Below are 20,758 nucleotides of genomic sequence, written 5' to 3' on the forward strand. Positions count from 1 at the left end.
TGAGGAGTTGTGAACGACGCCGCGTGCTGACCCAGCATCAGAACAGTCCGGCCGGGGCGGGGGCGGCCTCGAGCAGGCCCGGCTTCGCGACGATCGACAGCTCTGTGACCTCTGCGGCCGTGAGCTCGGGAAGCCGCTGCACCAGGGCGAGGAAGCGCTCGATCTCGGCCGGCTCCAACACGGGCTCCGCGAGCAGACGGAACTTCGCGATGTAGTCGTCGCGGGCGAACGGCCGGGCGCCGAGCGGATGCGCGTCGGCGACCGAGATCTCATCGACCACGGTCGAGCCGTCGGTGAGGAGGAACTCCACCCGACCGCCGAACGCCTTCACATCGGGATCCTCGGAGTGGTAGCGGCGCGTCCACTCGGCATCCTCGGCCGTGGTGATCTTGCGCCACAGCGCGACCGTGTCCTCGCGACCGGCCCGCGACGGGGCGTAGGAGTCGACGTGGTGCCATCCGCCGTCCTGCAGCGCGACCGCGAAGATGTACGGGATGGAGTGGTCGAGCGTCTCGCGGGATGCCGTCGGGTCATACTTCTGGGGGTCGTTCGCTCCCGAACCGATCACGTAGTGCGTGTGGTGGCTGGTGTGCAGCACGATCGAGGCGATGTTCGCGGGGTCGCGCAGCGCCGGGTTCTCGGTGCCGAGCTTGCGGGCGAGGTCGATCCACGCCTGCGCCTGGTACTCGGCCGAGTGCTCCTTCGTGTACGAGTCGAGGATCGCGCGCTTCGGCTCTCCGGCAGCAGGCAGCGGCACCTCGTAGGCGGCATCCTTGCCGTCGAGCATCCAGGCGATCACACCGTCTTCGCCCTCGTAGATGGGCGCCGGGCTGGTCTGTCCGCGCATCGCCCGGTCGACCGCCTCGACGGCCATCTTCCCGGCGAAGGCCGGAGCGTGCGCCTTCCAGGTCGAGATCTCGCCCTTGCGGCTCTGGCGTGTGGCTGTCGTGGTGTGCAGGCCCTGGCCGACCGCCTGGTAGATCGTCTCGACGTCGAGTCCGAGCAGGGTTCCGATACCGGCCGCGGCCGACGGCCCGAGGTGCGCGACGTGGTCGATCTTGTGCTTGTGCAGGCAGATCGCACGCACCAGGTCCATCTGGATCTCGTACCCGGTCGCGATGCCGCGCACGAGCGCGCGTCCGTCCTTGCCGGCGTGCTGGGCGACCGCGAGGATCGGCGGGATGTTGTCACCCGGGTGCGAGTACTCCGCGGCCAGGAACGTGTCGTGGTAGTCGAGTTCGCGCACGGCCACGCCGTTCGCCCAGGCCGCCCACTCCGGGCTGGTGCGGTGATCGAGCGCCGCGCCGAACAGGTTCGAGCCCGCGCCGCCGGTCGAGACCGGGTGGCTGAACGCCTGCGCGCGGGCGGCGTTGATCGGCGCACGGGTGAGGGATGCCGCGGCGACCGACGCGTTGTCGATGATGCGGTTGATGATCATGTCGACGACGGGCTGCTCGACCTCGACCTGGTCGGCGGCGACCTCGGCGATCTTCCAGGCGAGCTGGTCTTCGCGTGCGAGGTTCTCGTCGCTGCGGTGCACGCGGACGTGGTGGGTGACGGTCATGGTCTTCCTTCGGTCGCGGAATCGGGGAGGGAGTCGAGGATGCCGGTCAGCGCGTTGTGCAGGTGCACGTGCGTGGCGTGGGCGGCGAGGTCGCCGTCGCGGGCGGCGAGGGCCTGGGCGATCGTGCGGTGCTCTGAGGCGGATGCCGCCAGCCGATCGGGCTTGTCTCGCGCCATGCGCCGGACGCGGACGAGGTGCGTGCGCACGGTGCGCAGGGCAGAGGCGATGTAGTCGTTGGCCACCGCGGCGTCGAGTGCGACGTCGAACCGGGCGATCAGCGCGTAATAGGCGTCGCGTCCCTCGGCAGCTGTGAGGTCGACGTGGGCGAACTCGGCGGCGAGCGCGGCGAAGTGCGTGGCGTCCCCACGGGTGGCGGCGAGGCGGGCGGACGTCTCCTCCAGCGCGCGGCGGATCTCGAACAGCGCGCGGATGTCGTCGGCATCCAGATCCGCCACGACGGTGACCCGCGGGGACTGCTGCACGACCAGTCCGTCGGCGGCGAGCCGGCGCAGCGCCTCGCGCATCGGCGTGCGGCTGACGCCGAGCCGATCGGCCTGCTCGACCTCGCCCAGCACGACGCCGGCGGCGAGCGCTCCGGACTGGATGCCGTCGAGCAGTGCCGCATACGCGCGGTCGCCCGCCGTGGTGCGCTCCGCAGGCAGGGTCATGCCCTCAGTGTATACACAAAGGGGCGGCCGGTGACGTGAATCTCGCCGTCAGCCATAATTCGTATACATTAGGTCGTCTTCGTCGGCAGCGGCTCGACGAACTCCGCGGCCGCCGGGGCGGGCTCGCCGAGCTTGACGACCACGACCCCGGCGAGCACGAGCACCCCACCGAACATCTGCAGCAGATCGGGCAGCTGACCGAGCAGCAGCCAGCCGAACAGCAGCGCAGCGACGACCTCCGCCAGAGCGATGAAGGAGGCGAGACGCGAGCCGAGCATCCGAGTCGAGACGATCCCCAGCATGTACGCGAGCGCGGTGGCGATGAGGCCGATGGCGAGCACCGGCACGAACCACGGCACACTGCCGAAGCGATACTCGATGTCGTTCGTGGTCCATGCGATCGGCAGCACACCGATGAGCCCCGCGACGGCGAGGCCGATCGCGCCGAGCAGCAGTCCGCCGCCGGCGAGAGCGATCGGCGGCAGACCGGTGTCGGCCTTCGCGGAGAGGATGAAGTAGGTCGCCGCCCCGACCATCGCGCCGAGGGCCCACAGTATGCCCGCGCCGTTCACTGTCGCACCGGTGAGGATGTCGAGCATCAACACGAGGCCGACGAACGCGACGACCGCTCCGAGGATGCTGCGCCGACTCGGCCGTTCGCCTCGGCGCACCCACAGCCACAGCACGACGGCGATCGGGGCCGTGTACTCGATCAGCAGCGCGATGCCGACGTCCATCACCGCGACCGCCTGGAAGTAGCAGAGCTGTGTGGCCGCTACCGCGAGCAGCCCGTAGGCGGCGATCATCCCGACATTGCGGCGCAACACACCCCAGCGCCCGCGCAGCGACAGGATCGCAGGGATCAGCAGCACCAGCGCCGCGACCCAGATGCGCGCCGTGACCGCGGCGCCCGGCGTCCATCCCGCATCGATGAGTCCGCGCGCCCATCCGCCCGACATCCCGAAGGCGAAGGCGGCGCCGATCGCGAGCGGGAGCCCGAGGCGCACTCCCTGCGACACGACAGTGTCATTGTTCACGGTGCTCATGAGATGTGACGCTACTCGGCACGGATGTAAGGTGTCAACATGATCTTCACCGATGACACGGAGGATGCTCTGCGCGCAGCCGTCTGGCTCGTGAACTCCGCAGAGGATCCCGACACGCTCACGGATGTCGCCGAGGAACGCGCGTTCTTCGACGAGTTCCCCTACACGGGACGCCTCGACCGCGACGAGGCGGAGGTCGCATCCCTCCGCGCACTGCGGGCGCCCCTGCGCACCATGCTGCTCGCGCCGCGCGACGAGATGGCCGAGCACGTGAACGCCGCCCTCGCCGCATCCCGCGTCGCGCCGCGCCTGGTGCGCCATGGGGACATGGACTGGCACCTGCACTCCATCGCCGACGATCGCCCTCTCGCCGAACGCGTGCTGATCGAGACCTCGATGGCGCTGATCGACGTGATCCGTGTCGACGAGGGATCCCGCATCTCGGTCTGCGACGACGACACCTGCGAGTCGCTCGCCCTCGACCTCTCACGCAATCGCTCCAAGCGCTACTGCTCGACCGTGTGCGCGAACCGCAACGCGGTCGCCGCCTACCGCGCCCGTCGCGCGGAGGCGTAGCCCGCAGCTCAGTCCATCTCCACCACGCCGTCGAACAGGCCGATGTGGTTGCCGTCGGGATCGACGATCACGGCCCAGGCGCTGGTCTCGGTGATGGGCTGCTTCTCCATCGCCACCGAGCCTCCTGCGGCGAGCGCCTTCACGATCGTGTCATCGATCGAGTCGACCTCGACGTACGACCGCGGCTGGGTGAAGCCGTCACTGCGCGGCGCGAGTCCGCCACCCGACAACTGGTTCGGCCCCCGCCACATCGGGTACCCCTCGAACCCCGGCGGCTCGGAGATGCTCCAGCCGAACAGCCCGGCGTAGAACGCCTTCGCCGCATCCAGGTCTCCGACCGGAATGTCGATATGGGTGATGTCTCCGTGCGCCATGATCTCCCTTTCGCCGAGTGGACGCAGCCAGTATGCGCCGCCCCTCCGACACGCGGAACCCCGACGTCCTCACGATTCCCGCGCACTCGCGCACACGACCCCCGCGAATGCGCATCCCGGCCTGGACTGCACCTGTCATAACAGGTATGCTCACTTGTTATTACAGGTTGTCGCACGCAGCCGAGCAATGACGCCCACGCTCACGAGGAGCCCCGAATGCCCGAGTTCCACACCCCGCCGATCTCTCCGATGGCGATCGCCTTCGATGCTGAGAACCTGACGCTCTCCCCCGCGGGCCCTACGCTCACGCGCCGCATGTCGGATCTCGAAGGGCTCTTCCTCGACGCCGATGCCTGGGCCGCCGCATCCGCCGACGACAACCCCGTCGTCTACACGGTCGTCAGCTCTCCCGTGCCCGAGATCGACCGCGAGCTGCCGCAGTCGATCACCACGATCATGCCGGGCGACACGTCCGGCGAGCTGTGGATGACCAAGGGACACCAGCACCCGAACCACCAGGGTGAGATCTATCTCGCACTGCAGGGACGCGGCGGGCTGCTCATGTTCGACGGCGAGCGCACCGAATGGCTCGACATGCTGCCGGGCACCATCGGCTACATCCCGCCGGGCTGGGCGCACCGCTCGGTCAACACCGGCGTCGAGCCCTACGCCTTCCTCGCGGTCTACCCGGGCGGCGCGGGTCACGACTACGGCTGGGTGCTGGAGCACGGCATGGGATCGCGCGCCTATCGCGGCGCCGACGGCGCCGTCGACCTGCGCCCCTACGCCTCTGCGCCCACGGAATAGTCTCCGAGCATGATCATCGCGCACGACCTCGGCACCACCGGGAACAAGGCTTCGCTGCACCACGACGACGGCCGTCTGATCGCCTCGGTCACGGTTCCCTACCCCGCGCATTTCGCGGCCGGGGGCATCGCCGAGCAGAACCCGACCGACTGGTGGGAGGCTGTGGTCACCGCCACCCGCGACCTGCTCGCCCGCACCGAGACGGCGCCGAGCGCGGTCGCCGGACTCGTCGTGAGCGGACAGATGATGGGCGCCGTGCTGCTCGACGCCGACGGCGAGCCCGCGCGGCCGGCGATCATCTGGGCCGACACCCGCGCGGGCGCCCAGCAGCGCGAGCTCGAGGCCGCCCTCGGCGCCGAGCATGCGTACGGCATCCTCGGCCACCGACTGAACCCCACCTACTCGGTCGAGAAGATCATGTGGGTGCGCGACAACGAGCCCGAAATCTGGTCGCGCGTGCGTCGCGTCTGCGTCGCGAAGGACTTCATCGTGCTGCGGCTCACCGGGCGCCTGGCGACCGATCGCTCCGACGCCTCCGGCACCAACGCCTACGACCAGCGCACCGGCACCTGGTCGGACAAGGTGCTGCAGGCCGCACGCCTCGACCCCGCACTGTTCCCCGAGGTGCTGGAGTCGACCACGGTCGCCGGGACGCTGACGGATGCCGCGGCTGCCGCCCTGGGCCTGCACACGGGTGTGCGCGTGGTGATGGGCGGCGGCGACGGTCCGATCGCCGCGGTGGGCTCTGGTGTGGTCGCCCCCGAGGACGGCGCCTACGTGTGCCTGGGCACCTCGTCATGGATCTCGTTCGCGGCCGACCAGCCGCTGCACGACCCCGCGATGCGCACCTTCACGTTCGACAACGTGGTGCCGGGGTCGTTCGTGCCGACCGCCACGATGCAGGCCGGCGGAGCATCCGTGCAGTGGATCGCCGAGGCCCTGTCCCTCGATCCCGCCCACCCCGAGACGGGTCGCCTCACCGCCGAGGCCTCGGCCGACGTCGACACCGAGGGCCTGTACTTCCTCCCCTACCTGCTCGGCGAGCGCTCACCGCTGTGGGATCCCGATGCCCGCGGCGCCTTCGTGGGCCTCGCGCGCCACCACCGCAGGGAGCACCTCGTGCGTGCGGTGCTCGAGGGCACGGCGTTCAACCTGCTCACCTGCATCCAGGCGTTCCGCGCGTCCGGTGCGACGATCGACCGCATCGATGCCGTCGGCGGCGGCGCACAGAGCGACGTGTACCTGTCGGTGCTCGCCGATGTCTGGGGAGTTCCCGTTCGCCGCCGCACGATCGTCGAAGAGGCCAACAGCCTCGGCGCGGCCGTGACGGGAGCCGTCGGGTTGGGTCTCGCCGAGTTCTCGGCGGCCCGCGCACTCAGCGAGGTCACCGACGAGTTCACCCCGGATGCCGGGCGCCACGCGGTCTACGCCGAACGTCACGCCCGCTTCAGCGACGCGTACACGGCGCTGGCTCCCTGGTTCGCGGGGAAGCCGTTCGCCGGAGAACCCCTCGTCGGAGGGTCGCGCTGATGGGCGTCATCCTCGTCACCAGCCGCTCGTTCTCCGACGGCGACCTCGACCTGGTCGAGCGTGCGAGCCGCGCCGGCCATCGCATCCTGCGCGGGCCCGCCCACCACGACCTCGACGAGCTCCGCTCCCTGCTCCACGGCGCCGACGCCTGGATCGCCGGCACGGGAGAGGTGACCGAGGCGCACCTCGCCGCAGCTCCGAAGCTCAAGGTGATCGCGCGCTACGGCGTGGGCACCGAGGCGGTCGACCTCGACGCCGCCGGACGCCGCGGCATCCCGGTCACCAACACCCCCGGCGCGAACGCGGATGCCGTCGCCGACCACGCCGTGGGCCTGATGCTCGCGATGCTGCGCTTCATCCCCGACGGTGACCGCCGGGTGCGCGATGGCGACTGGGGTGTGCGGCGTGGACGGGAGCTGGGTGCCGCGACGGTCGGCATCGTCGGTTTCGGCCGCATCGGCCAGGGCGTCGCGAAGCGGCTGAGCGGCTTCGGCTCGCGCATCGTCGCGGCCGACCCGTACCTGCCCGCCGATCTCGTGCGTGCGAACGGCGCCGAGCCGGTCGAGCTCGACGAACTGTTCCGCGAGGCCGACCTCATCACGCTGCACGCCCCCGGTGGTCAGCTGCTCGTCGACGCCGCGCGGCTGGCCGGCATGCGCCGCGGCAGTGTGCTGGTGAACACCGCTCGCGGCGACCTGGTCGACGAAGCCGCACTCGCCGACGCACTTCGAGCCGGGACCCTTGCCGGTTTCGCCGCCGACACCCTGTACGGCGACACGGCGGCGAGCGCGAGCCCGTTGCTGGCCACCGACCTCGCAGACCGCGTGATCGTGACCCCTCATCTCGGCGCCCAGACGACCCAGGCGGTCGACAACATGGGCTCCCTCTCGCTCGACGACGTCATCGCCGTGCTCAAGGGCGCAGAGCCCGCCCACCCCGTGATCGCTCGCTAGGAGAACCGATGTCCTCTTCCCTCACCACCGCTGCCGCCCCGGCACAGGCTGCCGCGACCGCCGGATACATGGGCTTCGTCGGCGTCAGCACGGCATCCTCGTCGATCATGCAGGTGTTCCCCCGCTGGGCCGACGTGCTGGGGCTCCCCACCCGTGAACTCGTGGGACACGATCTGCCGATGGATGCCACGCCCGCGCAGTACATCGCGATGGTCGAGCAGATCCGCGACGACCCGAATCACCGTGGCGCCCTCGTCACCACGCACAAGATGAACGTGTACGCCGCAGCCTCCGACCTGTTCGCCGAGCTCGACCCGTTCGCCGTGTCGTGCAGCGAGATCTCCAGCATCTCCAAGCGCGGCGACCGCCTGATCGGCCGTGCCAAGGACCCGCTCACTGTCGACCTTGCCCTCAACGACTTCCTGCCGTCCGACCACTTCGCCCGCACCGGCGCGGAGGTCGTGATCCTCGGCGCCGGTGGCTCGGGCACCGCGCTGAGCTGGGCTCTCGCGGAGCGGGCGGATGCGCCGTCGAAGGTCACCGTCACGGCCCGCGACGACGAGAAGCTCGCCCATCTGCGGGCCGTGCATGCGCAGCACGGCACGCCCGACGGTCTGATCACATATGTCCGCACTGACACCCCGGAGGAGGCAGCGGCACTCATCGCTGGCACTCCGGCCGGCTCGCTGATCGTCAACGCCACAGGACTCGGCAAGGACCGCCCCGGCTCGCCGCTGCCGGATGACGTCGTGTTCCCCGAGAACGCGGTCGTGTGGGAGTTCAACTACCGCGGCTCACTCGAGTTCCTGCATCAGGCGCGCGCGCAGGAGGCCGCCCGTTCCCTGCAAGTCGTCGACGGCTGGCGCTACTTCATCCACGGCTGGTCGCAGGTGGTCGCCGACGTGTTCGAGCTCGAGCTCACCCCTGAGATCGTCGAACAGCTCGCCGAGGCCGCGGAGTTCGCACGCCGATGATCCGCACGGTCCTCGGCGACATCGACCCGGCGCTGCTCGGGGCGACGAACTATCACGAGCACCTGTTCCAGATCACGCCGCTGCTGCCGGGCGACGAGCTCGACGACGAGCCGAGGTCGACCGCCGAGGCGGGGCTGCTGCGCGACAGTGGATTCGCCGCGATGGTCGATGCGACCCCGATCGGTCTCGGCCGCGACCCGGAGGCGGTCGCGCGCATCAGCGTCGCGACCGGCCTGCACGTGGTCGCGACGACCGGACGCCACCGCGAGGCGCACTATCTCCCCACCGACCCGACGCGGACGTGGGATGCCGGCCGGCTCGCAGCCCGGTTCATCACCGAGATCACCGAGGGGATGCCGCAGGCGGATGCCGCACCCGACGGCCCCCGCGCCCAGGCTCCCGACGGCTCGCCTGTGCGCGCGGGGATCCTCAAGGGCGGCATCGACTACTGGCACATCAGCGACTTCGAGCGCACCACGCTCGACGCCCTCGCCGCCGCGCACCGGGCGACCGGCGCCGCGATCATGGTGCACCTGGAGTTCTGTACGGCCGCCCACGAGGTGCTCGACCTGCTCGCCGCCGAGGGTGTGGCATCCGAGCGTGTCGTGCTCGCCCACGCCGACCGCGACCCCGACCCGGGTCTGCACGTGTCGCTGGCCGAGCGCGGTGCCTTCCTCGGCTACGACGGGTTCGCTCGCCCGCGCACCCGGTCGGATGCGGAGCTGCTCGCTCTCACGGCCGCCGTGGTCGCTGCCGGCGGCGGTGATCGGATCGTGCTCGGCGGCGACGTCGCCCGACGCAGCCGGTACAGCGCTTACGGCGGCATGCCCGGCCTCGCCTACCTCGGCGAGCGGTACGTCCCGCGGTTGCGTGCGCTGATCGGCGATGCAGCCGTGGAGCGGATGCTCGTCGCCACTCCCGCGCGGCTTCTTGCTCTGTCCTGACCCTGCATCCTTCCGAGACCCATCACGCAACGAGGAGAACGCATGTCCGAGCCGACCATCCTGCACGCCACGTTCACGGCACGTCCGGGGTCCGGTGACGCCGTCGCCGCGTTGCTGCGCGACTTCGCCGAGGGCGTACGTGCCGAGGAGGGGAACGTCGTCTTCGACGCCACACGCCTCGCCGACGACTCCGACCGCTTCTTCGTGTACGAGGTCTATCGCGACGACGAGGCCTTCCAGGCGCACCTCGCGTCGCCCGCGGGTGTGCCCTTCAACGCCGCACTGCAGGAGCTGATCGCGGAGCCCTCGTCGCAGCTCACCTTCCTCCGCCGCATCTGAGCCCCCGCGCCCCGCGGCATCCTGTCCGCCGCGCGAAGTCCTGTCTCCCCGCGCGGAGTCCTGTCTCCCCGGCCCGCCGTCGCCCGAAGTTGACACCTTTTGTCGTAATCGCGCGCCCATTCCGACACTAGGCGCCAACAACACGGGGCGCCTGCGCACGAAGTTGACACCTCTTGTCGCCATCTCGCGGCTATTCCGACACCTGGCGCCAATGAGTTCGCCCGGTCAGGCCGCCGCGCACTCTCCACGCACAGACCCGCACGCGTTGCAGGGAGAAAAGCAGGATGCAGGGAGCATCACCAGCATCCGCCCTGCATCCCACACATCACCCTGCAATCAGCGCGCCGCACCCCGCAAGACCCCACACCCACACAAAAGAAGGCCCCCCACCTGAAGGCGAGGGGCCTCTTCACGAACTCAGATCACTCGTAGAGAACCGCAGCGATCTTCGGGTCCTCGATGTTGGTCTTGTCGTACCAGTACGAACCGGTGTCGTAGAACTCGTCGACGTCCTTGCCGTTGGCCGCGTCGTATGCGGCCTGAACGACCTGTGCGCCGATGCCGATCGGGTCCTGCGTGATGGCGCCGGCCATCGTGCCGTCCTTGATGGCGTTGATCTGCGCTGCTCCGGAGTCGAAGCCGACGATCGTGAGCTTGCCCTTCTCGAGGCCGAGCTCGTTGACCGCGTTCACGACGCCGATGGCGGAGCCCTCGTTGGTGCCGTAGATGCCCTTGAGGTCGGGGTGCGCCGCGATCATGGCCTTGGCGATGTCAGCCGACTTCAGGTGGTCTCCGTCGCCGTACTGGATGTCGACGATATCGATGTCGGGGTAGTCCGACTCGATCTTCTCGACGAAGCCGTCACGACGCTCGACACCGGTCGAGTTGATCTGCGAGTGGCCGACGATGGCGACCTCGCCCTCGCCGCCGATCAGGTCGGCCATGTGCTCTGCGGCCAGTGCGCCGGCGACCTTGCTGTCGGTGGCGGAGAGGCTCAGGCCCACGTCGCCGTCGCAGGGTGCGTCGAAGTACACCACGGGGATGTCCTTGTCCTTGGCCTGCTGCAGCGGGGTCACGCATGCCTCGGGGTCGAGGGCGGCGTAGGCGATCGCATCCGGTCCCTTGTCGATCGCGGTCTGCAGCATCTGCAGCTGGGCGTCGATCTCGGTCTCGGCAGCGGGGCCTTCGAAGGTGATGTCGACGCCGAGCTCGGCGGCGCGCTCTTCGGCACCCTTCTTGACGGCCTGCCAGAACTGGTGCTGGAAGCCCTTCGAGACCATCGCGATGTACATCTTGTCGCCGCTGCCGCCGTCGCCACTGCCGGCGTCGCCGCCGCCTGTGTCGCCCGCGCATCCGGCCATGACGAGTGCCGCCGAGGCGACGAGTGCCGCAAATGCGGTCTTCTTGCCGAACTTCATGGAAACTCCATTGTTTATGTGGGTTCCGGCCGGAGCCGGGGATGTGGACATTCCTGGTGCTGTGTGCCGTGCGGAGGGTTCCGCGGGGTCGGCTTGAGCCGATCGGAGAGCAGCGGGCACGAGTGCCGCTCTCCGTGGTCTGCGTCAGTGCGTCAGGTGCGGGAGCGGTTGCGCAGCGAGTCGAAGAAGACGGCGATCAGCACGACGACACCGATCACGATGTTCTGCCATTCCGGCTGGATCGACAGGATGCGCAGGCCGTTGACGAGCACGCTCATGATCAGCGCACCGATCACGGTGCCGAGGATCGATCCACGCCCGCCGAGCAACGAGGTGCCGCCGATGATGACGGCCGCGATCGCCTGCAGCTCGTAGCCGGTGCCGATCTGCGGCTGGGCCGATCCGAGGCGGGCGGCGATCACGACGCCGGCGATGCCCGTGAAGGCACCGGCGAACATGTAGACGAGGATCGTCCAGCGGCGCGTGTTCACACCGGAGAGACGGGTCGCCTCTTCGTTGGAGCCGATCGCGAAGGTGTAGCGGCCGAGCAGCGTCTTCGACAGCACGAGCCAGGCGATGACCGCCAGGATGCCGGTGATGAGCACGGCGTTCGGGAGACCGGGGATCAGCGTGCCGATCGCGAAGGCCTGCTGGAATCCGTTGGCCGCGTCGAAGTAGATCGGCGCCACGCCGGAGATCACGAGGGCGAGTCCACCGGCGATCATCATCATCGCGAGTGTCGCGATGAACGGGGGAAGCCGGAGGAACGTGATGTTGACGCCGTTGATCAGGCCCATGAGCACACCGGTGAGGATGCCGCCGATCACGCCGACCCACACGGGAAGCCCGAGCTTGGTGACGAACACACCGGTCATCACGGCGGCCAGCGCCATACCGGTGCCGAGCGAGAGGTCGATGCCGCCGGTGATGATCACGAAGGTCGTGCCGAGCGCGAGGATCGCGATCACCGCGGTCGACAGCAGCACGGTGGTGATGTTGCTGACCGTGAAGAAGCTGGGGCTGGCGATCGCGAAGAACACCACCAGCACGACGAGCGTGCCGAAGGCGAGCGACTGCTGCGCCTGCTTCTTGAGGAACCCGACGATGTCGCGCTTGTCGGTGTTCTCCGACACCGCCGTCTGGATGATCGTCGTCGTCGACGATCCGGGCTGCTGTGGAGCGCTCATCAGTCTTCCTCCCCGTGGGCTGCGAGTTGCATGATCTTCTCCTGGCTTGCTTCCTCGTTGCGGAGGGTTCCGGTGATCCGGCCGTTGGCGAACACCGCGATGCGGTTCGCCACCCGAAGGATCTCCGGCAGCTCCGACGAGATGACGATGATGGATTTGCCCTGCTCGGCGAGCAGCTGCATGAGGCGGTAGATCTCTTCCTTGGCGCCGACGTCGATTCCTCGGGTCGGCTCGTCGAAGATGAGCACGTCGCAGTCGCGCATCAGCCAGCGGGCGATGACGACCTTCTGCTGGTTGCCACCCGAGAGCAGCTTGACGACCTGGTTGACCGAGGGCGTCTTGACCCGCAGCTGCTGGACGTACTCCTTGGTGCGGTTCTTGGCCTTGCTGTCGCCCATCCAGCCGATGGCGTTGGCGTAGGAGCCGAGCGAGGCGAGCACCGTGTTGAACGTCACGTCCTGCTCGAGCATGAGCCCGAGCAGCTTGCGGTCCTCGGAGAGGTAGCCGACGCCGTGCTTGACGGCATCCGCGGGCTGTCCGATCTTGATCTGACGCCCGCCGATCGTGACGGTGCCGCCGTCACTGGGGTCGGCGCCGATCACGGCCCGGGCGGTCTCGGTGCGGCCGGCTCCCATGAGTCCGGCGAAGCCGAGGATCTCGCCCTGGTGCAGCTCGAAGGAGACGTCCTTGAGGAGCGTCTTGGTCGAGAGCCCTTCGACCTTCAGCACGATCGGGTCGTTCGCGTGCTCACGAGCCTGCGGACGCGTTCCCTCGTCGATCGGACGGCCGACCATCATCTCGATGATCTTGGGGATGCTGACCTCGGACTTGTCGAGTGATCCGATGTATGTGCCGTCGCGCAGCACGGTGACCCGGTCGGCGAGGCGACGCAGCTCGTCCATGCGGTGCGAGATGTAGACGATGCCGGTGCCCCGCGCCTTGAGCTGTTCGATCAGCACGAACAGCGTCTCGACCTCGGAGTCGGTGAGGGCGGAGGTCGGCTCGTCCATGATCAGGACCTTGGCGTTGAACGACAGGGCCTTGGCGATCTCGACCATCTGCTGCTCGGCGACCGTGAGCTCCCCGACCGGCTGGCGGGGGTTCAGGTGGATGTCGAGTCGCGTGAGCAGTTCCGCGGTCTGCGCGTTGAGCTTGCGCTCCGACAGGAACGGGCCCGTCTTCGGCTCGCGGCCTACGAAGATGTTCTGCGCCACGGTGAGATCCGGCATCAGGTTGAGTTCCTGGTGGATGATCGTGACGCCGAGCTCCTGAGCCTGGAGCGGGCTGGTGAGCTCGACCTCCTGGCCCTCGAACGTGATCGTGCCCTCGTCCTTGGTGTAGATCCCGGAAAGGATCTTCATGAGCGTCGACTTGCCGGCGCCGTTCTCCCCCACGAGTACGAGCACCTCACCGGCGCGCACCTCGAGGTGCACATCCTTCAGCGCCTGCACACCGGGGAAACCCTTGCTGATTCCCTCGACTCTGAGAATGGGATCGCTCATGTGCTCACCTGCTTCCTTGGAGGTCCCGTTTTCCTGCGCCTGCGGTTCGGGCCGCAAACATCGGATCAATTCTGTACTCACGCCGCGTCCTGCGCAAGTTGTATCTAAATGTATCTAACGTTGGGCCGGATAGGAAGACCTGTAATAACATCTTGGCCACAGGTTCCGATCCGGCCCATCGGATGACGTCAGTGCAGACGGATCGAGTCCACCGCGACGAGCTTGTCGCGGATGAACGCGTTCGCGTGCGCGCCGAGTTCGGTGTTGTCTGTCCAGAGGTTGCGCCAGATCCCGAGCATGCGGCTCAGGTCGGGGGCGACGACCTGCGACGAGAACGACTCGAAGACGATCGGGCCGTCGTAGCCGATACGGCCGAGCGCCTTGAAGAAGGTGTCGAAGTCGACCGTTCCGGTGCCGAGGTAACCGCGGTGGCTCTCGCCGATGTGCACGTACTGCAGGCTGGGCTCGGCATCCAGGACCGGCGCGAACATATCCGACTCCTCGATGTTCATGTGGTACGTGTCGAGGTGGATGCCGAGGTTCGGACGATCGACCTCCGCCAGGAACTCGATCGCCTGCCGCGCCGTGTTGAGCACATTGGTCTCGTAGCGGTTCACGACCTCGAGCGCCACGGACACCCCGCGCTCGGCGGCGTGGTCGGCGACCTTGGCGATCGCACGGCGGCTGCTCTCGAGCCCCTGGGGCGTGACCGGCTCCATGTACTTCTTCATGGCGCTGTAGATCACGCCGCAGAAGTGCTGTCCGCCGAGGTCCGCGAGCACGTCGACCGCGCGCAACAGCAGCGCCTCGCCCGCGGCCACGACGGCCGGGTCGGAGCTGGTGACATCGGTCGCCTCGGAGAGTCCGAGCGAGGCGCTCACGGCGAGACCGTGTTCTTCCAGCGCGCTCTTCGCAGCCTCGACGTCGAAGGCGAACGGATCCATCAGCGGGAACTCGATGAGGTCGAAGCCGGCCTCCTTGGTCTTCTCCACCGAGAGGCGGATGCCGTCGGCATCGAAGTTCCCGGTCCAGACGAGCCCATGGCATCCGATGTTCATGCGATCCCTCGGAGGCGGGTGTGCGGCACCGTCGCCTCGACCGAATTGGCACGTGCCAAGTTGATCTGCGGGACACGCTACGTCGGCCCTCCCGAGCTTGTCAAGAACTTTCTTGGCACGTGCCAATCGGTGGGATACTCTGATGCTCGGTCGCGCGTCCACCTGCGCGCAACTGAGCAGAAGGAGTAAGGATGCCCGCCAGCGTGAAAGACGTCGCCGCGCTCGCCGGGGTCTCCTCCTCGACCGTCTCGAACTACCTGAACCACCCGCACGTGCTCGGCGAGGCCAGCCGGGAGCGCGTGCGCGCCGCCATCGACGAGCTGGGCTACGTGCCCAACGAGTCGGCGCGACAGCTGCGCGCCGGCTCCAGCAAGGCGCTTGCGCTCATCCTGCTCGACGCCTGGCTGCCGTACTTCCACGATCTCTCGCGCGGGGTCGAAGACGTCACGCGCGAGGGCGGGTGGTCGCTCTTCTTCAGCAACAGCAACCGCGACGGCGAACAGGAGCGCCGCAACATCGAGATGTTCGAAGCGCACCGCGTGCAGGGCATCGTGATCTATCCGCTCGACGACGTGGTGCCGCAGCTCGAACGACTCGCCGATCGCGGCATCCGCTCGGTGGTGGTCGGCCCGATCGCCCCCTCGACGAAGGTGGCGTCGGTTCTGTTCGACGACGTCGGCGGCGGTCGCCTGGCGGGCGAACACCTGCTGTCGATCGGACGCCGACGGATCCTGTTCATCGGCAGCCCCACCGTGAGTCAGTCGAACGACCGACTGCGCGGGCTGCGCGCCGCCGGCTCGGCGGCATCCGTCTCGGTGCTCGACGTGCAGAACCTCGTCACCGAGGACGGGCTGCGCGCCGGGGAGCAGATCCTCGCGATGACGCCGGAGGAGCGCCCCGATGCCGTCTTCGCGGCGAACGACATGGTGGCACTCGGCGTGCTCACCGCGCTGTTGCGCCACGGCATCCGCGTGCCCGAAGACATCGCGCTGGTCGGATTCGATGATGTCGACCAAGCCCATCAGAGCGTCGTTCCGCTGACGAGCGTGCGTCAACCGGGGTACGCGATCGGCCGGGCCGCCGGTGCCGCACTGCTGCAACAGCTCGCCGACCCGGGTGCGCCGCCGCCCGCACCGACGCCGTTCTCGGCCGAGCTTGTCGTACGCGAGTCGACCGTCGGGCGCTGACCGGGCCGGGTCTCTCCCGCCGCGCGTTCACAACTCCTCAACGAACGCTCGACAGTGGCAGGGAACCTCGCCGTCACCGCGGAATCTCGCGTCACCTCGCCCGGGCGGTCCCGAGTTTTGAGGAGTTGTGAACAGCCCGCCGCCCGCACCTATGCCGAAGCGTGCCCCACGACGCCCTTCCGCAGCAGCGCGTTGCCGTATTTGCGGGTCTCGCCCGTGCGCACCAGGAGGTACGCACTCTTCGCGACCTCGTAATAGGCGAAGCGCTCGACGAAACGGGTGGTGTCGACCGTGGTCCCGGCGGCCGCCATGAGCTCGTGCTGCACGTCGAGCACGTCCCCGTCGGCCGAGGTCATCAGGTCGATTCCCGGCGCGTCATCCAGCGGAAGTACGCTGCGGATCGCGGCCACGACGTCCGGGGTCGACGTACCGGGCAGATCGACCACCCGCGCGCCCAGGCCCCAGGCGGGGAAGTGCGCGTCGGCGATCACGACCGAGTCGGAGTGCCCCATCCGGTCGAGGTGCAGCAGCAGCTCGCCGGTGAGCAGCGGGTTGATTCCTTCGAGCACGACGGCTCCTCTCGTTTCAGCGTGCGGGCGGTCACGCGCCCGCGGGGATGAGCCCTTCGGCGGCCAGGTTCTGCCACAGTGCCGCGGGGATCTCGAGCGCCGCGTACTCCGCGTTCTGCACAAGCTGTGCCGGGCGGCTGCCGCCGACCACGACCGACCGCACTTCGGCGGCCTGCAGCGGGAACTGGATCGCCGCGGCGGGCAGCGGCACGTCGTGATCGGCGCACACCGCGGCGATCCGCACGAGTCGCTCCCACAGGTCGTCCGGCAACTGCCCATACTCGTAGCGTCCGTCACGTCGCGGCTCGTTGGAGGCCAGCAGTCCGGAGTTGAACACGGATGCGGCGACGATCCCGGTCCCGGTCTCCCGGCACGCGGGCAGCACGTCGACCGCGGCCGGCTGTTCGAGCAGGGTGTACCGACCGGCGACCATGATCAGGTCGAGATCCGCCGAACGCACGGAAGCGGCGAGCGCCTCCGACACCATCGAGCCGATGCCGATCGCGGTCACGCCCCCCTCGTCGCGGAGTTGCTGCATCGCGGGCAGGGCCTCGGCGAGCGCGAGGTCGAGGTCGTGCCGCTCGGGGTCGTGCAGGTAGAGCAGGTCGATGCGCTCGATGCCCAGCCGCTCGCGCGATTCCTCGACGCTGCGACGGATGCCGTCGGCCGAGAAGTCCCACATGCGCTGCAGGTCGTCGGGAACGTGGAAGTCGTTCGCGGTGTCGAGGCCGCCCTCGTGGTCCGGGTTCGGCCGCAGAAGTCGGCCGGCCTTGGTCGACAGCACGAACTCGTCACGGGGCTTGGTCTGCAGGAAGGCGCCGAGCCGGCGCTCCGACAGCCCGAGGCCATAGTGCGGGGCGGTGTCGTAGAAGCGGATGCCGCTCTCCCACGCCGCGTCCAGCACGGCCCAGGCCTCGTCGTCACTGAGCGGCCGGAACAGGTTGCCGACGTTCGCGGCCCCGTATCCGAGCGTAGGCACGTCGAGGCGGGGCGCGCGGGGTTCAGGCGACGACATGCGCGCCCGTCCACGTGTATGCGGCGATGCTGTCGGCCTTCATCTCCATGCTCGTGCCCGGCGCGGTCGGCGCCATGTACGAGCCGCCCTGAATGTCGGTGGGCCCGACGAAGTGCTCATGCAGGTGGTCGACGAACTCGATCATGCGACCTTCACGCGTGCCGGTGACCGCGACGAAGTCGAACATCGACAGGTGCTGCACGGCCTCACACAGTCCGACGCCGCCGGCGTGCGGGCAGACCGGCACACCGAACTTGGCGGCGAGCAGCAGGTTGGCGATGTTCTCGTTCACCCCGGCCACGCGCACGGCGTCGATCTGCATGACCGAGATGGCCTCGGCCTGCAGCAGCTGCTTGAAGATGACGCGGTTCTGGGCGTGCTCACCGGTGGCGACACGGATGGGCGCGATGCCGCGGGCGATCTCGGCGTGGCCGAGCACATCGTCGGGGCTCGTGGGCTCCTCGATCCAGGCGGGGTGGAACTCGGCGAGCGCGTTGACCCACTCGATCGCCTCCGACACCTCCCAGCGCTGGTTCGCGTCGATCGCGATCGGGAAGTCGGGACCGCACACCTCGCGCGCCTTGCGGAAGCGGCGGATGTCGTCGTCGAGGTCGGCGCCGACCTTGAGCTTGATCTGTGTGAAGCCGTCGGCCATGGCCTCGCGGGCGAGGCGTTCGAGCTTCTCGTCGGAGTAGCCCAGCCACCCGGGGCTGGTGGTGTAGCCGGGGTAGCCGGTGGCGATCAGTTCGCGCTCGCGCTCGGCGCGGCCAGGCTCGGCGGAGCGCAGGATCTCCAGCGCCTCCTCCGGGGTCAGCGCGTTGGTGAGGTAGCGGAAGTCGACCAGGCCGACCAGCTCCTCCGGCGTCATGCGGGCGAGCAGCTGCCACAGCGGCAGCCCGGCACGCTTGGCCTTGATGTCCCACAGCGCGTTGATGACCGCGCCGATCGCCATGTGCATGACGCCCTTCTCGGGCCCCAGCCAGCGCAGCTGCGAGTCGCCGATGATGTCGCGGAACGTGCCGCCCATGTCGTCCAGCAGCGGTTCGATCTCGCGCCCGACCAGGTGTCCGGCGAGCGCGTCGATCGCGGCGACCTGCACGTCGTTGCCGCGGCCGATCGTGAACACGAACGCGTGGCCCTCGATACCGTCATCCGCATCGGTGCGCACGATCACGTAGGCCGCGGAGTAGTCGGGGTCGGGGTTCATCGCATCCGAGCCGTCGAGACTGAGCGACGTGGGGAAGCGGATGTCGGTGGTGTCGAGTGCGACGATACGGCTCACGGGGGTCCTCTCCTGCGCGATCGAAATCTCACGCAGATCTCTTGGAGTGTAAACATCCGATGTCTATACTGTCAACGAGACAGGCCGCCTCCGAGCGGTCCCCCGACGAATCAGGAGAAACATGAAGTTCGCGCGGCTTGGCGACCCAGGGACCGAGATCCCCGTCCTCCTCGAGGGCGACCGCTACCTCGACCTCCGCTCCCTGACATCCGATGTGAACGGCGATTTCCTGGCCGGCGACTTCCGTGCTCGCGTCGCCGCAGCGCTGGCCGCCGACGAGCTTCCCGAGCTCGAGGATGCCGCATCCCTCCGCATCGGCGCACCGATCTCCCGGCCGAGCGCCGTGATCTGCATCGGCATGAACTACGCCGCACACGCCGCCGAGTCCGGCTCCGAGCCGCCGACCATCCCGATCATCTTCCTCAAGACCCCGAATACCGTGGTCGGCCCGAATGACGCGGTCACGATCCCCCGCGGCAGCGAGAAGACCGACTGGGAGGTCGAGCTCGGCATCGTCATCGGCGCCCGCGCTGCGTACCTCGACTCCCCCGAGGAGTCGCTCGCCCACGTCGCCGGTTTCGTCGCCGCGAACGACGTCTCCGAGCGCGCCTTCCAGATGGAGGTGTCGGGCGGCCAGTGGTCGAAGGGCAAGATCGCCCCCGGCTTCAACCCGACAGGTCCCTGGCTGGTCACCCCCGACGAGGTCGAGCATCAGGCACTCGGCCTGCGCAGTTTCGTCAACGGCGAGCCGCGTCAGGACTCGAACACGAGCGACATGATCTTCACGGTCGAGCACATCGTGCATCACCTGTCGCAGTACGTGACCCTGGAGCCGGGTGACCTCATCCTCACCGGCACGCCGCAGGGTGTCGCACTGTCGGGCAAGTACCCCTACCTCGCCGCCGGCGATGTGGTCGAGATCGAGATCGACGGCCTCGGCCGTCAGCGCCAGGACTTCGTGGCGTGGGAGGCACAGCGATGACCGCAGCACTGGACGGACTCGTCGCGATCGTCACGGGCGGAGCCTCCGGGCTCGGCGCCGCGATCGCCCAGAGGCTGCATGCCGACGGCGCGCAGATCGCCGTGCTCGACCGCGACACCACCCACGCCGACGAGAAGTTCGCCGCATTCACGGCCGACGTCTCGGACCGCGCGAGTGTGGATGCCGCCGTCGCCGCCGTAGCCGAGAGGTTCGGCCGCATCGACATCGTCGTGAACAATGCGGGCATCGGCGCGCAGGGCGACATCGCCGCGAACGACGACGACGAGTGGGCGCGTGTGCTGTCGATCAACGTCACCGGCATCGCCCGCGTGACCGCGGCGGCACTGCCGTGGCTGCGCGAGTCGCCCTCCGCGGCGATCTGCAACACGGCATCCATCGCCTCCACCACCGGGCTGCCGCTGCGCGCGCTCTACAGTGCGTCGAAGGGGGCCGTGTCGGCGCTCACCCGCGCGATGGCCACCGATCACCTGCGCGAGGGCATCCGCGTCAACGCCGTGAACCCCGGCACCGCCGACACCCCGTGGGTCGGACGACTGCTGGACACGGCATCCGACCCCGCCGCCGAACGTGCCGCGCTGGCCGCCCGTCAGCCGCATGGCCGTCTGGTCAGCCCGGACGAGGTCGCCGGCGCCGTCGCCTACCTGGTGTCGCCGGCATCCGGCTCGACCACCGGCACCTTCCTCGAGGTCGACGGCGGCATGGCCCGTCTGCGCCTGCGTCCCGAGTAGCCCGCGACGCCCCGTCGCACGCCCGCGGCTTCGC

21 protein-coding genes are annotated in these 20,758 nt (G+C 68.8%); 10 read left to right on the forward strand and 11 right to left on the reverse strand.

What is annotated here, in order from left to right; genetic code table 11:
- Window positions 1-37: 37 nt before the first annotated feature.
- The 3 genes from P0Y60_17340 to P0Y60_17350 all read right to left on the reverse strand — a co-directional run bounded on the left by P0Y60_17340 (window position 38) and on the right by P0Y60_17350 (window position 3,278).
- Complete coding sequence (locus P0Y60_17340) at window positions 38-1,564, reverse strand: MmgE/PrpD family protein (protein WEK61043.1); 1,527 nt, start codon at window positions 1,562-1,564, stop codon at window positions 38-40.
- Window positions 1,561-2,232 carry a GntR family transcriptional regulator gene (locus tag P0Y60_17345; protein WEK61044.1) on the reverse strand — a complete coding sequence of 224 codons (672 nt, stop codon included), beginning with the start codon at window positions 2,230-2,232 and terminating at the stop codon, window positions 1,561-1,563. The genes P0Y60_17340 and P0Y60_17345 overlap by 4 nt, the downstream gene beginning before the upstream one ends.
- A 68-nt stretch (window positions 2,233-2,300) precedes the next feature.
- Window positions 2,301-3,278: an EamA family transporter gene (locus P0Y60_17350; GenBank protein WEK61045.1), complete on the reverse strand. Its 978-nt coding sequence runs from the start codon at window positions 3,276-3,278 to the stop codon at window positions 2,301-2,303.
- Window positions 3,279-3,317: 39 nt separating this feature from the next.
- Here P0Y60_17350 and P0Y60_17355 point away from each other — a divergent pair, with 39 nt between their 5' ends.
- Window positions 3,318-3,854: a CGNR zinc finger domain-containing protein gene (locus P0Y60_17355; protein WEK61046.1), complete on the forward strand. Its 537-nt coding sequence runs from the start codon at window positions 3,318-3,320 to the stop codon at window positions 3,852-3,854.
- An 8-nt stretch (window positions 3,855-3,862) separates the two neighbouring features.
- Here the strand turns inward: P0Y60_17355 and P0Y60_17360 are convergent, their stop codons facing one another.
- Window positions 3,863-4,228, reverse strand: a complete 366-nt coding sequence (locus tag P0Y60_17360) for a VOC family protein (GenBank protein ID WEK61047.1) — start codon at window positions 4,226-4,228, stop codon at window positions 3,863-3,865.
- A 216-nt stretch (window positions 4,229-4,444) separates the two neighbouring features.
- On the opposite strand from P0Y60_17360, the gene P0Y60_17365 reads away from it, so the two are divergent.
- From P0Y60_17365 to P0Y60_17390, 6 genes are read left to right on the forward strand one after another with little or no spacing between them, the layout of a single operon-like run.
- Window positions 4,445-5,035: a glucose-6-phosphate isomerase family protein gene (locus P0Y60_17365; GenBank protein ID WEK61048.1), complete on the forward strand. Its 591-nt coding sequence runs from the start codon at window positions 4,445-4,447 to the stop codon at window positions 5,033-5,035.
- A gap of 9 nt (window positions 5,036-5,044) precedes the next feature.
- Window positions 5,045-6,565 (forward strand): xylulokinase, encoded by a 1,521-nt coding sequence (gene xylB, locus P0Y60_17370; protein WEK61049.1) that lies wholly within the window; start codon window positions 5,045-5,047, stop codon window positions 6,563-6,565.
- The gene (locus P0Y60_17375; protein ID WEK61050.1) at window positions 6,565-7,518 is read left to right on the forward strand and encodes a phosphoglycerate dehydrogenase; all 954 of its coding nucleotides are present in this window, start codon (window positions 6,565-6,567) and stop codon (window positions 7,516-7,518) included. The genes xylB and P0Y60_17375 overlap by 1 nt, the downstream gene beginning before the upstream one ends.
- Before the next feature lie 8 nt (window positions 7,519-7,526).
- Window positions 7,527-8,492 carry a shikimate dehydrogenase gene (locus P0Y60_17380; GenBank protein WEK61051.1) on the forward strand — a complete coding sequence of 322 codons (966 nt, stop codon included), beginning with the start codon at window positions 7,527-7,529 and terminating at the stop codon, window positions 8,490-8,492.
- Window positions 8,489-9,436 (forward strand): aryldialkylphosphatase, encoded by a 948-nt coding sequence (locus tag P0Y60_17385; protein ID WEK61052.1) that lies wholly within the window; start codon window positions 8,489-8,491, stop codon window positions 9,434-9,436. The genes P0Y60_17380 and P0Y60_17385 overlap by 4 nt, the downstream gene beginning before the upstream one ends.
- Window positions 9,437-9,478: 42 nt before the next feature.
- Window positions 9,479-9,775, forward strand: coding sequence for a putative quinol monooxygenase (locus tag P0Y60_17390; GenBank protein WEK61053.1), 297 nt, complete (start codon window positions 9,479-9,481; stop codon window positions 9,773-9,775).
- 422 nt (window positions 9,776-10,197) lie between these two features.
- On the opposite strand, the gene P0Y60_17395 is transcribed toward P0Y60_17390, so the two are convergent.
- The 4 genes from P0Y60_17395 to P0Y60_17410 form a co-directional block, all read right to left on the reverse strand.
- Entirely contained in the window at window positions 10,198-11,193 is a 996-nt protein-coding gene (locus P0Y60_17395; protein ID WEK61054.1) for an ABC transporter substrate-binding protein, read from the reverse strand.
- A gap of 152 nt (window positions 11,194-11,345) precedes the next feature.
- Window positions 11,346-12,380, reverse strand: coding sequence for an ABC transporter permease (locus P0Y60_17400; protein WEK61055.1), 1,035 nt, complete (start codon window positions 12,378-12,380; stop codon window positions 11,346-11,348).
- Window positions 12,380-13,882, reverse strand: a complete 1,503-nt coding sequence (locus P0Y60_17405) for a sugar ABC transporter ATP-binding protein (protein WEK61056.1) — start codon at window positions 13,880-13,882, stop codon at window positions 12,380-12,382. The genes P0Y60_17400 and P0Y60_17405 overlap by 1 nt, the downstream gene beginning before the upstream one ends.
- Before the next feature lie 188 nt (window positions 13,883-14,070).
- Window positions 14,071-14,940: a sugar phosphate isomerase/epimerase gene (locus P0Y60_17410; protein ID WEK61057.1), complete on the reverse strand. Its 870-nt coding sequence runs from the start codon at window positions 14,938-14,940 to the stop codon at window positions 14,071-14,073.
- Between the two features lie 191 nt (window positions 14,941-15,131).
- On the opposite strand from P0Y60_17410, the gene P0Y60_17415 reads away from it, so the two are divergent.
- Window positions 15,132-16,127 (forward strand): LacI family DNA-binding transcriptional regulator, encoded by a 996-nt coding sequence (locus P0Y60_17415; protein WEK61058.1) that lies wholly within the window; start codon window positions 15,132-15,134, stop codon window positions 16,125-16,127.
- A gap of 149 nt (window positions 16,128-16,276) precedes the next feature.
- On the opposite strand, the gene P0Y60_17420 is transcribed toward P0Y60_17415, so the two are convergent.
- Genes P0Y60_17420 through P0Y60_17430 form a run of 3 tightly spaced genes read right to left on the reverse strand, consistent with a single transcriptional unit; the run spans window position 16,277 to window position 18,993 of the window.
- A complete protein-coding gene (locus P0Y60_17420) occupies window positions 16,277-16,696 on the reverse strand; it encodes an RbsD/FucU domain-containing protein (GenBank protein WEK61059.1) in 420 nt (139 codons plus the stop codon).
- A gap of 31 nt (window positions 16,697-16,727) precedes the next feature.
- Window positions 16,728-17,711 carry an aldo/keto reductase gene (locus tag P0Y60_17425; protein WEK61060.1) on the reverse strand — a complete coding sequence of 328 codons (984 nt, stop codon included), beginning with the start codon at window positions 17,709-17,711 and terminating at the stop codon, window positions 16,728-16,730.
- A complete protein-coding gene (locus P0Y60_17430; protein ID WEK61061.1) occupies window positions 17,698-18,993 on the reverse strand; it encodes an L-fuconate dehydratase in 1,296 nt (431 codons plus the stop codon). The genes P0Y60_17425 and P0Y60_17430 overlap by 14 nt, the downstream gene beginning before the upstream one ends.
- A gap of 121 nt (window positions 18,994-19,114) precedes the next feature.
- On the opposite strand from P0Y60_17430, the gene P0Y60_17435 reads away from it, so the two are divergent.
- Together P0Y60_17435 and P0Y60_17440 are read left to right on the forward strand one after the other, a co-directional pair.
- A complete protein-coding gene (locus P0Y60_17435; GenBank protein WEK61062.1) occupies window positions 19,115-19,975 on the forward strand; it encodes a fumarylacetoacetate hydrolase family protein in 861 nt (286 codons plus the stop codon).
- Window positions 19,972-20,724, forward strand: coding sequence for an SDR family NAD(P)-dependent oxidoreductase (locus tag P0Y60_17440; protein WEK61063.1), 753 nt, complete (start codon window positions 19,972-19,974; stop codon window positions 20,722-20,724). The genes P0Y60_17435 and P0Y60_17440 overlap by 4 nt, the downstream gene beginning before the upstream one ends.
- The last annotated feature ends 34 nt before the right edge of the window (window positions 20,725-20,758 follow it).

Origin of the sequence: Candidatus Microbacterium colombiense, assembly GCA_029203165.1 — a bacterium.
Classification (GTDB): domain Bacteria; phylum Actinomycetota; class Actinomycetes; order Actinomycetales; family Microbacteriaceae; genus Microbacterium; species Microbacterium colombiense.